This window comes from uncultured Chloroflexus sp., from assembly GCF_937129525.1.
In the GTDB taxonomy this organism is placed as follows: domain Bacteria; phylum Chloroflexota; class Chloroflexia; order Chloroflexales; family Chloroflexaceae; genus Chloroflexus.
Map to the genome: position 1 here is coordinate 1 of NZ_CAKZNK010000010.1, position 12,840 is coordinate 12,840.

Sequence of the window (12,840 nt, forward strand, 5' to 3'; positions counted from 1 at the left end):
CTTCGAGGCGATTGGTGGCTGGCGATAGGCGATAGGCGATAGCCGATAGCCGATAGGCGATAAGCAATAGGCAATAGCCGATAGGCGATAGGCGATAAGCGATAGCCGATAGCCGGGGGTAGGGGCGCAGCGGTGCTGCGCCCCTTCATAATGTCCACACATTAGCCATTGGGTAACGGGAATGACGATCGCCCAGGCGGTTCACTATACTATCTGCATTACAGAAGACACAGTACGCCTTACACTCATGCTTTGTTCTCACCCGTCTGCACTGACAGAAGGGAAGTGGGAACGACGCCTGGAAGCGCAGGTTTGTAACGCGCTGCGCTTCTAATCAATGGAGCGCATTGAAAAGGCATGCAGTTCGGACAATGCCTGTAGGGGTGAACCGTATATCTCGCCGTCGATGGCCGCCATCACGTGGTTGTCCCCACGCCTGTGGGGGTGAACCGGACAGACGACAGCAACCGGGCAGACCACCCAGGTTGTCCCCGCGCCTGTGGGGGTGAACCGCAGGGACGAACGCAACATCCGCTCCCGTTCAACACCTGTTCACCAATTCACCATCTGCTCCGCGCGCGAGCAGCACTGAACAGGCGATAGGCGATATCCGAAGCGCGCAACCATTCAGTTCACACGATTGTAGATGATTCAAATCACCATCATCCTGATAGCATACTGGCAAGCCGGTCACGCCGATCGATCAGAAACAACCATCCCCTGCTCTCTTCCGAGGTCATCGTAGCTCTGATCTAACCGCAGAGCGTCCATCGGCTATCCCCTATCGCCCATTCATCGACCGCAGAGATCGCCGAGAGATTATCGGCTATCAGCTATCGCCTATCGCCTATCACCTATCCGTCTTTACCATTCCCAGATCAAGACAATTCGGTTATCGGATTAATAACAAACATTTAGTAATTTCACGTCAACAACCCGGTCAGATCTGCTTTCATGAACCCGTCATCACGCAATCACGTTTTGGAAATGACACACAATCCTTGCGAGGTAGCTGCGATGGAACTGACCGATCAGCTCAAAGCGGAGCTTATCGCAATTGCCAGCTCACTGCGTGGAAGCGAGCGACGGATCTTCATGGCACGCATGGTCAAAGCATTGGGTCCGGGTGGTCAACGTCTGGCCGAGCGTGAATTGGGCTGGAACCGCACTACTATTCGAAAAGGAATGCGGGAACTGGAACAGGGTCTCACGTGTTTCGATGGGCATCACTTGCGCGGTCGCAAACCGGTAGAAGCGCGCCTCCCTAACCTGCTGCTCGACATCCGTGAAATTGTTGAAGACTGGCGCAAAGCGCACGCTGAATGCTGGACCGATCTGCGCGCACCCTGTCTGAGCATTACCGAGATTCGCGAGGCGCTGGTTACTCAGAAGGGGTACGATCCTGACTCACTTCCCTCGAATCAGACTATTGCTGCTCGTTTGCGCGCTCTGGGGTACTATCCACGACGCTCGATCCGTTATGTGCGCCGACGACAATCGATGCAGCCGATACGTTGATGAAGCGAGTCTCTTGCGGGACGGGCACGCCAGAAGCGGGCAACATGACCGATCATCAGATGATCGGTCATGTTTATGCTCACTGCATACGAATTTGGTGGAACATTCAAAAACTTTAGACTCCATCTGATCACAACATTTCATTACCATTTCTTTACCCACTCTCCAGATCGTTCCTGCTAGACTCGTTACTACAACGTTCTCCCTGATCTACCAGTGACGATACGCGCCGATGCCAGCGCAACGCCTGAGGTGACATTGCGCTCTGTGATGCGCGTGGTGATCATCTGGCGCCGTGCCAGGTCGCGGGGGAATTGTATGGTTTGAAAGAAGGGTGTCGCGACAGGATAAGAGAGCGGTTATTTGCCGGCCAGTCCAGACGGTAGGATGGGGTGAACAAACAAGACTTCACGGGAAGGAAGGTGGCAGGAATGGAATCGCAAATGCAAGCTTTTGTCGACTCGTTGCGGAGAAACATGACCGCAGAAGATGTGGTCAATCTCGAAGCCTGCATGGACTGTAAGGCCTGCGGCGAAGCATGCGCATGGTATCTGGTAACCGGAGACGAAAAGCTGCATCCGACCCACAAAACCGGATTTATTCGCCAGATTTACCGTCGCTACATGACCATTGAGGGCCAGATCGGCGGCGCTTTGGGCCTTGTGCCGACTCCAACTGTGGCCGACTTGCAAGAGCAGATGCCTTACTTCTGGGCCTGCACAGCTTGCGGTCGTTGCACCCTCTCATGCCCGGCTGGAATCAGCACCCGACGCATCGTGCGCCTGGCGCGAGCTGCATACGCCGATTCGGGATTGAGTTACGCTAACCCCACCATCCGATCGATTATTGAAAATACTGAGCGCCACCGCCACAGCTTCGGCCTCACGCCGGCCCAGGTCATTGGCCGGGTCGGTCTGTTTTTACGCAGCGAAGGGATCGAAGTGCCGATTAACGTGTACGGCGCCGAGATACTCTTCGTCTGTCCGGCGGCAGGCAACGCAAGAATTCCCGATTATGGCATTAAGCTGATCAAAATCCTCAATGCGGCTGGCGTGAGCTATACCATTTCACCGTATGTCATTGATACAGGCACCGAAATCGATCATATTGCTGTTCATCATCAACTGTCGCGGCAGATGCTGGAAGATTGGGAACAGGAGGCTGAGCGACTCGGTGTTGACAAGATTTTACTGGTTGAATGCGGCTGCGATACGCGCACCCTTTACGCCGAGGCCACCGAAACGCTGGGCCGTCCCTTCCGGTTCCCGATCATCAGTGTGGATGCGCTCATGCTTGACCTGATTAAACAAGGTCGTTTGCCGGTAGAAAAGACCAATCTGAGCGTGACGCTCCACGATCCGTGTTACGCTACCCGGCTCTCGGGATTGGGCGATCTATCGCGCGAACTGCTCTCGCTGGTGACCAACAATTTCGTTGAGATGACGCCAAACCGCGAATATAACTATTGCTGCAACGGCGGCGCCGGCGGAATGCGTCTCCCCGAAAACACCCCGATCCGCCGACAAATTTCGGTGTTGAAAGCGAACCAGATTCGGGCTACCGGGGCCGAATTTGTGACCTCGCCGTGCGTGGTCTGTACCCTGTCGCTCGAAGATACCTGTCAGACCTACGGCCTGAGCAAGTCGGGTGATCGCATGGCGCTGGTGTTGTTTGAGGTGGTGTACGAAGCGATGGCGGCAGCGCTGGCCAAGCGTGGCGCGCTCGACCAGATGCTGGTGCCGGCAGAACTGCGGAATCGCGATCACGACTTCTTTATGGCGCACAGTCTGGAAGGATGGCTGGCAGCCCTGATGGAGAGTGCCGAATTTCCGGCGTTGCTCGACTGGCTTGAAAAGGACGACATCGTCAAACGCTTTAGCAAAGACCATCCCGAAGTGTACGACCATCTGCGCTCGTGGCGCGATATGGCGCGACCGATCACGCCACCGGATCAGGCAATACCGGCTCCATCGGTGAAGCAAACCGTCAATTCTCGCGCGGGAGGGAGATCACAATGATCACGCTCTTAAATCTGATTGCGCCAATTGCGCTGGCTATCTTCATCGTTGGCGCCAGCGTTCGACTTGGTCGGTATGTTCGCGTGCTGATCACTCACCGGCATCCGCATGGCATTTCGCCGACGTTTATGTATGCGCCGCGCCGGTTAGGGATGCTTGAGTCGTTGAACGCCGTACTCTTTGGCCCCTTCAAGCACTTCTATCGGGGCGCCAATCCGACCTGGGGCCGCGGCTATCTGTACTACCACGTTGCCATTATTACGGAGGTGATCGGTTACACCATCTCGGCATTAATTGTGCTGGCCAATATCGTGATGGGACGACCGGTGCCAGACGTTGAGCTTCATCTCAAAGAGAGCTTCAACTACTCTCCGGCGAATCTGCTCGCGTTGATCTTCGGCAACGGCGAAGCGCTCCAGTCGCAGTTCCTGTTCGGTGACTTCGCGCCGTATTTTGTCGGTATCACCTGGATTGCCGTCGGTTTCGCAGTGGTTGGGAATCTGCACTTGATGGTAGTGCTCTTCCGACGCTGGAGCGGCGCGGTCGTTGGCGATATTGACCACGCGGCGAAAGGAATGCGCACGAAGGGATATATGCCGTGGGATCGGCTGGTAGTGCGGACAACTGTGTTCCTGATTATCTGGACGGAGCTGTTTGCCCGGTTGCATCTGGTCGAGGGGATTGTCTACGTCCATGCCTTGCTCGGTCTGATCCTGTTTACGCTCTTCCCATTCACGTATCTGTTCCACATGGCTTACAATTTCCTGGCCGTCTTCTACGCAGTCCGCCGACGAATGGCGCGAACGATCGCCTGAGCGATTTCTTTAGCGCCTTGAGCATCATTACGCAGCATGGAATGGGCGACCCAATGGGTCGCCTGCCTGCTTTGCGCGCAATCACTACCATCGCAACACTCTGACCACAGGTCGAAGAGACAGCAGCAGATACCAAGGAGTGCAGCGCTGCCCCACTGCGCTCGCGGTGGCATTGCAAGATGGCGTTAGCGCCTGCCGCGCTCTCGCTGCTCGCGCGAGAGCGGGTAGCGAGAGCGCCAGCACTCTATTGGGAGATGACTGCGCTCCCACTCTGCTGCACACAATGACGATGGAGCGCATAAGAACGATCCGTGATAATGGCGCAGCGCTGCTGCACACCTGCTGTGATCTGGGTTGACTGGTAGCGCTGGAACGACGCCTCTGTCACGCAGCGATTCCTCTATTCGCGCCCCACGCGCCTGCGCCGTTGTTCACGGTTATCCCTCTTGAGAGCGGGTTACCAGCACCAGCGGAAGATAAACCTGAAATGGTAGTGGAACCTGCGCAACTTCGACAGTGCCGACAAATTCCAATCCGTTGCCCCGCGCGCCACCCAGCGCATAGAAGGCATTGCCCACACCCGGCGCGCCGGACAGATAGTCTCGATTCAGATTTGCGCGCGTAGTCCAGGTGTTGGTTCTCGGATCATAGGCTTCCACGGTGGCGAGAAACCCCAGCGCATAGTGCTCACCACCGAAGACATAGATGCGTCCATCCAGTCCTGTCACTGCCGCAGCGCCCGCGCGCAGCGCAGGCATAGCCTGTAGCGTTCGCCAGGTATCGGTCTTGGGATCGTATTCTTCCACGACATCGCGCGGGAAACCGTTGGTTGCGCCATCAATGGCATACAGTCTGCGATTGTGCTCAACGGCTACGGCCAGACTATCACGCGCAGTCGGTAGCGGGGCGCGATTGCGCCAGGTGTTGGTCGCCGGATCGTATACCTCAACCGTTGCCAGCGATTGGTTCATGTTATCTCGACCACCAATGGCATACAGCCGACCATCGACGACCGCGGCAGCCAGCATCGCGCGCGCAGTTGGCAGAGGCGCGCGATGGCTCCATGTGTTATGTACTGGATCGTATACCTCAACCAGATTGCTCACCCCGATGGTGGAGCCGCCGATAGCATAGACCTTGCCGTCTACCGTTGCAGCGGCTAATCCATTGCGTCCGCTCGCGAGGCTGGCGAGGGTCTGCCAGGTGTTCGTGTTGGGCGAGTACGCCTCGACGATGGCAGTAGGGCCAGTGGCCGTCCAGCCGCCGATAGCGAGCACGCGGCCATCGGGCAGGGTGGCTGCGGCCAGGTAAGCGCGTGGCGTCAGGCTTTGGCGATGTTCCCACTACATACACTCGTTTGCCGGCGCAGGATTCGCTACACAGCGATGCTGCACATGTGTACTCCAACCGGCCACGGCGCCGGGAAAGGGAGCATTACGATTCTGCGCCTGCGCCATCGGCATCGCTGCCAACACAACGAGGAACCAGCATGTAATGATGGAGCGCATAGGTTTACTATACCCGCTTCGTTCACAAACCAGGCGCGCGAACGAGCGCCTGGTTTGTTTGCAAAGCCGATTCATCCACGGTTATCGCATCACCATCGGCACGTAAATCTGGCGTCGCGGATCACCAACGGTGAACGTCGCGGTGAAGGGGGCTGTCAGGGCATTGCCCGCCGGATCACTGACCGCCTGGCTCACCGTGACTGTGTATGTGCCATCGGCTAACATCGCGCGTGGCCGTACCACAATCTGATTGAAGCTCCTATCGAAAGTAACCAGCGCCGGGAGCGGTTCGTTCCTGCCGCGCAAGGTGACGCTGGCTGTCGTGACGGTGGTATCGTCCAGCGCTTCCGACATTCCGATGAGGATTGCCGGGCCATACACCGGTCCGGTCGTGTCGGTGAAGATGGGGGTGCTGGTTGGCGTAACTGCTGCATCCGCCGCGGGCGATACCCACATCACGGTTGGCGGCGTTGTGTCGCCGACCGGCAAGACCTCGATCCGCACCTGCGTCTCCCGGCTGGTCGATGTGCCGTTGCTGACGCGGAAGGTGAAGGCATCAACGCCGGTGAAGTTCGCTGCCGGGGTGTAGGTCACAGTTGGCGCCGTTCCGGTCAGCGTGCCGCCATGCGGCATCTCAACCACTTCGTAAGTCAGCGGCAGGCCACTCACATCGCGCCCGCTCAAGGTGATCGTCAGCGGCGTCATATAGTTGGGTGTTAGCGCTTGCGGTATTGCCACCAGCGGCGTCACCAGATTTACCCAGGTGTTGGTAGGCGTCTCTTCCGGCACGCTGGGGAAGTAGACGACCGCCTGATTGGCGACAACCGTGCCGGAGGCCAGGCCACCGGTCAGCGCGACCGTGTAGGTAATGACACCGGTCGAACCAGTCTGCCCCTTGGGCGCCAGCTCGCCAATCGACCAGATGATTTCACGACTGTCGGGCAGGTAGGTTCCTGGTTGACTCACGAAGGTAATCGTGTCGGCATTGAATACTGCCGGGAGCTGATTGACCACATACACACCATAGGCGCGCCCCTCGCCCTCATTTTCATAGGTGATCGTGTAGGTGATCACCTGGCCGGGGAGCAGATCACCCTCTGGGCCGTAGATGGCATTGGGGTCTTTGGCCAGCAGCGCTTCCAGATCGCTGCACCGGGATAGACTGGTTAAACCGGCGCATGGCGCAATCGCCACCGATCGATACGCGGCAGCATTCAGGGTTTCTACACAATCCTTACAACCGCCTTCGCTGCCTTGACCGGCCACACAGCGCTGTCCACCAGCGCAGTAGATGGTTCCAGGGGTGCCATACGTGCCGGTCGTTGCACTGCATTCTTCCTTAACGCACGCACTACCAAACAACTTTGACCAGCCAGACAACGTCCAGCGCACCTGACCGGCAGCGCAGCAGTTGGAGTTGGGGTCTGTGTTACATTCGTTGTTGCAATCGTAAATCATCTTGGTAACGTGGAGCGTGTGATAGGCCCCGCTGGCCAGTCCGCCCCCGCCGCCAGTGGCAATCGTCCAGAAAAACATTTTGCCCAAACTGTAGGTTACGTATTTGAATGTGACTTTTTTGCCGATGCAATTGAACTTGCACCTGCTCGACGAACACGTCGGGGTTCCTGCTACCGTCAGGGTTTGCGCATCGGTATCAGCCGCCCAATCGCCCCAATACTCTCGCGAGAATGTCGCCAGAGTGGTCGTCATCCCGCCGGTGGTATTGTGCAACGCATACTGTCCTTCACTGCTGGTAATCGCCATCGCCCGTCCTTCATACAGCGTTAACAGGCGCACCGAACGGCGGTCAGGTGTGCGAAACACCGCGCCACTGACCGTTGTGCCATCGCTGAACGTGACGCGACCAGCCTCCAGGTAGCGATACCCTTGCGCGAACGTCTGCTGGTACAGCGTTTGCAATTCGGCATTACCGTTGCGTAACGCATCAAATTCCGCCTGGCCGATAGCGTTAAATACAGTGGTTGTCACCGGTTGATATGCCGGGTATTCGGCTCGATTGAATCGGTCAGCATTGTAGTTTTCCGCTGCCAGCAGGGTGATGGAGCCATCCCGGTAGTCGCGAGTCAATCCCCATTGAAATCGCACCAGTACGGAAACATAACCCTGCGCGCCGGGCGGTAGATCGCCGAGTTTCCAAAAGACCTGGTGCCGCTCTGGCCAGTAGATACCACCACCAGTGCTGGAAATGTAATCGGCGGCCTGCGGCAGTTGTATGAGCAGGATGGCATTTTGAACGGTGGCACTCATCTGGTTCGAGTACTGGATGGCGTAGTCAGCGCTCTGACCCGGACTGATGAGGTGTGGCGCGCCAGTCATAATCTGCATCTCACCGCTGACCTCGCCTCCTCCCGGCTCGGTCAGCCATGGGTAGAAGAGGATATTGTTACCCACAGAGTCGCCCTGGCCACCGGGATTTTGGGTGGCGTGGTACGGCCCGCTGGAATCGCCCCAGTAGTTGTGCCGCGCATCCAGCGTTGGCGCGTTCCAGTTTGTGACCGCTTCCTCGGCGTTATCGTGCAGGTTGTTGTAGCGGAACACGGGGAGCGCCGTGATCGGAACGTCAGTATCGAAATCGAAATGGACACCCTTCAGACCGGAGTGGTGAATCTCACAGTGCTGAACGTTGACTACGGGAACACCGTAATCGGGCCAGCCCCAGTCGGCGACCAGGCTACCTGTACCGCGGTTACGGTTACCGCCGTAGCCGATTTCGCAATGGCGCAGCGTCAGCGTTGCGCGTTGATAGGCATGGATTCCCGTCCACCAACCCGGCGTTGCAGTGGCGCCGGTAAAAACGACCCGTCGGTCGGCTGTGCCCAGGGCGTTCAGAGTGGCCTGATCCCTCACCCCCAGCCTTGTCGGTGAACCAAATTGATTCTTGTCGAAGCGGAGTACGGTGCCTGGCAGAATGGAGAGCAGCGCGTTCGTCATCACGTCGATGTCGTAGGTCACCCGCACCGGAAGGCCCGCGTCACCTAGATCCCACTGCCGACCACCACTCACACTGCAACCGGGAATGAGCAGCTCGTTCTGCCCGTTGCCGGTCGCGGTCAGGCTGCGCGCCGCGATCGAACCGCTGCAATACCAGAAGATGGCAGCACCCACATTGTTGGTCAGAGTCAGGTTTTCCAGCGTCAGGCTGGTGTTGGGGTCGGGAGCATAGATGCCATCCGGGCGGTGTGGACTGCGAGCCGCGCTCCCGTTGCCGCTGATCGTTACATCGCGCAGCGTGGCCTGAACGACACCCACGTTAGCAAAGTTACCGATATACACCCCACTGTAACCGTTGTCAGCAATCCGACCACCTGCAAACACAGGAGCGTTCACGCTGCCGCGGCTGGTCATCAGATAGACTCCGTACCCGCCGTTGTTGCTGACCTCGACATTGACCAGACTGGGCGCGATACTGGCGCCGTCACGGCTGTAAATCAACAGCCCGGTGTCTCGGTTATGATGGATGCGACAGTTGCGCACCTGAGCATCGCTGGTGTTGATCTCTAACCCGCCATAACCGTAATTGGAGTCATAGGCATAGCTGATGTCGCAGTATGACAGGCGCAGCGTACTGCCCTGTTGCGCCCAAATGCCCGGCCAGTAGTGCGCAGTCCCTTGTCCCGACGTGAAGATAATCGGCTGCTCCGGCGTTCCTTCGGCGACAAGCGTGCCGCCACTGGCAACCCCCAGCCCACGCGGGTAGGCATCCCAACCAAAATCCCACACGACGCCTGGCTGCACGGTCAGGGTGTAGCCGGCTGGAATCAAGAGCTGGCACCCTGTAAAGCCACAATTAACACCATACGTAGTTCTGCTCAAAGTCACATTTTGCGTCATCGGATCGCCAAAGTTGCCGATGATCACTGCATCACGGTCGTTGTCGGTGAAGGCAAGATTGGTGTAGGTCGGCTGCATGTTGATGGTCGATTGATAGATGGCGTAGCCTCTAGCTTGACTTGCCCGGTTATTAGCGACCTGCACATTCTCAATCACCGGCGTCAGGCCAGCGCCTTCCAGGTAGATGCCTTTCTGCCGCCCGGACGTGACCACGCCGTTGCGCAGTTGCACCGTTGCTTGTCGCACATCCACCTGACTACGGCTATAACCCAACCCAGGGCTAGAGGCGACCGAACCCGCATAACCGACAAAGAAATGTTCCAACTGAATGTTGCTGCCCGCCCAGAAGACTATCCCGTACCAATCGCCAGCCGCGCCGCTGCTGGGACCGTTTTCATTGGTGTCGCCGCCGCGCGCGTCGTCTTTCAGGCTGGTAAAGACCACCGGCTGGTCGGCTGTGCCGATTGCGTCCAATCTGCCGTACACAATGACGGCTACACTTCCCAATGCCGATCCATAGCCTGGAGCTGTGCCGCCCAACTTGACAATCACACCTGGCTGAATGGTGAGAGTGACACCGGCAGCAATGATCAAATTACAATCCTGCACCACATAAACGTTACCGGTTGTCCAGGTAGTATCACTGTTGATCGTCCCACACGCTGGCACAACCGCCTGGGGCTGGACTGATGATCCAGCATGCGATATAAGCGTAGACGACTGTGCTACCCCGTCGTAAGCTGCAACTGCCTGGGATTAACCGGAGCCGATGCTTATGGCGCGCTCGCGCGATTCGACCGGAACCGAAACCGCCAGGAGCATGACAACGACAAACCAGGCCAGACTGCTCATTGTTCGCCTGCGCATACGAGCCCTCCTTTGCGATACATCAACGATAGAGACTGTTGGCGCAAGGCTGCGTGATGGTGGTTGAGAGGAACCTCGGCGGCCCCGTTGCGGATCACGTCGCCTACCACTTACAGAAACCTGTTCATCTCCTTCCGGCATACATGTGCAGACATTTGGTAACGCAGGACGCTACCTATTTCTGACGCGAGTTCAGCCCGGCTCATGTTCGCAGGCAACCAGCGAACGGTAAGCGCGATACCTGACCAGCGCGGGCAGCATGGTCACGACCCTGATCGGGAGAGAGCAGCGCCTGATCGCTCGCTTCCAGGAGACAGGCATCGCACCTGATCGCCTTTGTAGACGATGACTTTCCCGCGACTACGGGATCGGCAATGAACCACCAGCAAACCTCGTTGCCGATGCGCGTATCCGGCCCAACATGTCGCTGCGCGTCGTTGCCGGCAAGGCTTCATCTTCACAAACTGGGGAAAAGTGGCGGCTATCCTCTGGACGACGTCGCCAGGAATGGTCGCAGCTTCTCCAGAATGATGAACAATACGCAGGAGCGACGCTCGCGTCATGCGCGGCGTCCCCTAAATCGGCGCCTGTAGCGGAACGCTATCTGCATTCCACTGCGCTAATCTGATAGTAACGCTCGCGGCGCAAGTAGAAAAGCGACCATCACGCTATCTACGTGGAAGGTTTCTTCACATTCGTCGTCACAAATTATCGGGAGTGGATTTGAGAAGCGCTCTGCGCTGCGATGCCGGGCAGCGCACACCATCACCGACACGATCGCTACGGCACCTGGTATGCGCTTACCAAACGCCCCTGCGCATCGAGCAGATGCGCAATATCCCCCCTGCGCCAGACAGCGGTTGCAAGGCCCCAGTAGAAATCGCCGGTTGCCAGATTGGTCGTTCCACTGCCGGTGTAGAGATAGATCTCTACTTCTGGCGCCAGAGTAAAGGCCGGAAAGGTAAATGTTGGCCGATCGGATCGCGAAATATTCACGATTTTCCAGCCGGTGATCACCAGATCATTCTCTTCTTCACTGTAGAGCGTAACGCGCTCGTCGTTTAACGAGGTTGAAGTGTTGGGATCATACGGCAAGATTCCGAGTGTCACCGCCAGGCCGGCTGGCTCTAGGGTAGGTGTGCTGACGCTCCCTGCCGGGCGGGTCGGCGTTAATGTCGGCGTCGCCGTTCTGGTGGCCGTTGGAGTCCGGGTGAGCGTTGCGGTCGGCGTCACCGCCGAGAGCGTAGCCGTGACGGTCAGACCCGGCGTTGAGCCAGTACCGCCACCGCCGGTTGTGGTAGTGAGTGTGGGAGCCGGCGAACGAGTCGGGGAGGGGAGCTGTGACACAGTGGGTGTCAGGCGAGCAGCCGGCGTCGGTGTTGTCGTTATCGTTGGGGTTGCGGTCGCCGTCGGCGAGATGAGAGCGGTGGGTGAGTGAGTCGACTCACTTGTGAGCGCGACATCTACCGCGCAGCGATAACTGGCCAGCGTCTGCTGGTTTTGCCGCAGCCGCACCTCAACCAGGTAAAAACCGGGCGGTTCATCAACATACAGCGGAATCTGCCAGTTCCCGGCTCCATCGCTGAAACCGCCTCCTACCGGCTGTCCGGCAAAGAAGACGATCAACCCCTGGAATGGTGGCGCTGCCGAACCACGCAGCATGACGGTCTGCCGACGCGGGCAAGCGATCGTTTCTGGTTGCGCGCTGGCAAGTGGCGGTATGACCAGCATCAACCCGACTCCGGCAATCGCCAGCCCGATGACGAGCAGCGCGGTGTAACGATTATGGTTCATAGGATCAGATAACCAGGACGATAGGCCATGCTGTCTTGCGCAAGGTAGAAGATACGTGTTATGCGGTCGCCATCATCCTATCACTGAAGCGAAGCGCTGGCAACCAGAAACTTGTGTTTATCGGATGCGCAGCGGCAGCGATGGCTTTCGCAGACAGGTTGCAAAGCTGACACCAGCACAACACCTTCCCGCGCCTTGCCAATGGTCATTGTCAGAGCGGGAAAGCCCTCCTGAAAGCAAACGCTCATCGCCTGAACCGGAGCCTGCTTCACTTCGCCCGCAATGACACAAGGGAGTAGAAGCGATACCTGAGAGGAGATCTAGCACACTGTGCTCCTCACCAATGGCGCATTTGATCATGGAAGAGCGGGAACGCTGGCGGTAAGCGAGCAGCCGGCCCTCTAGCATGCGTTTGCGCTGACACCAGGAAAGCAATGGCGCATCAGTGATCGCCATGGCGCGCAAGAC

Annotated in this window: 6 protein-coding genes; 3 read left to right on the forward strand and 3 right to left on the reverse strand. The window is 57.8% G+C overall.

Going from position 1 to position 12,840, the window contains the following annotated elements; genetic code table 11:
• Positions 1-1,017: 1,017 nt before the first annotated feature.
• The 3 genes from Q0650_RS00330 (at position 1,018) to Q0650_RS00340 (ending at position 4,351) form a co-directional block, all read left to right on the forward strand.
• A complete protein-coding gene (locus Q0650_RS00330; protein WP_298814520.1) occupies positions 1,018-1,518 on the forward strand; it encodes a hypothetical protein in 501 nt (166 codons plus the stop codon).
• Between the two features lie 476 nt (positions 1,519-1,994).
• Positions 1,995-3,536 carry a (Fe-S)-binding protein gene (locus Q0650_RS00335; protein WP_298814521.1) on the forward strand — a complete coding sequence of 514 codons (1,542 nt, stop codon included), beginning with the start codon at positions 1,995-1,997 and terminating at the stop codon, positions 3,534-3,536.
• Positions 3,533-4,351, forward strand: a complete 819-nt coding sequence (locus Q0650_RS00340) for a hypothetical protein (RefSeq protein ID WP_298814524.1) — start codon at positions 3,533-3,535, stop codon at positions 4,349-4,351. Before Q0650_RS00335 ends, Q0650_RS00340 begins: the two co-directional genes overlap by 4 nt.
• 437 nt (positions 4,352-4,788) lie before the next feature.
• Here the strand turns inward: Q0650_RS00340 and Q0650_RS00345 are convergent, their stop codons facing one another.
• The 3 genes from Q0650_RS00345 to Q0650_RS00355 all read right to left on the reverse strand — a co-directional run bounded on the left by Q0650_RS00345 (position 4,789) and on the right by Q0650_RS00355 (position 12,372).
• A complete protein-coding gene (locus Q0650_RS00345; protein WP_333691638.1) occupies positions 4,789-5,676 on the reverse strand; it encodes a kelch repeat-containing protein in 888 nt (295 codons plus the stop codon).
• A 264-nt stretch (positions 5,677-5,940) separates the two neighbouring features.
• Positions 5,941-10,305 carry a right-handed parallel beta-helix repeat-containing protein gene (locus Q0650_RS00350; RefSeq protein ID WP_298814526.1) on the reverse strand — a complete coding sequence of 1,455 codons (4,365 nt, stop codon included), beginning with the start codon at positions 10,303-10,305 and terminating at the stop codon, positions 5,941-5,943.
• Between the two features lie 1,053 nt (positions 10,306-11,358).
• Complete coding sequence (locus tag Q0650_RS00355; RefSeq protein WP_298814529.1) at positions 11,359-12,372, reverse strand: lamin tail domain-containing protein; 1,014 nt, start codon at positions 12,370-12,372, stop codon at positions 11,359-11,361.
• Positions 12,373-12,840 lie beyond the last annotated feature (468 nt).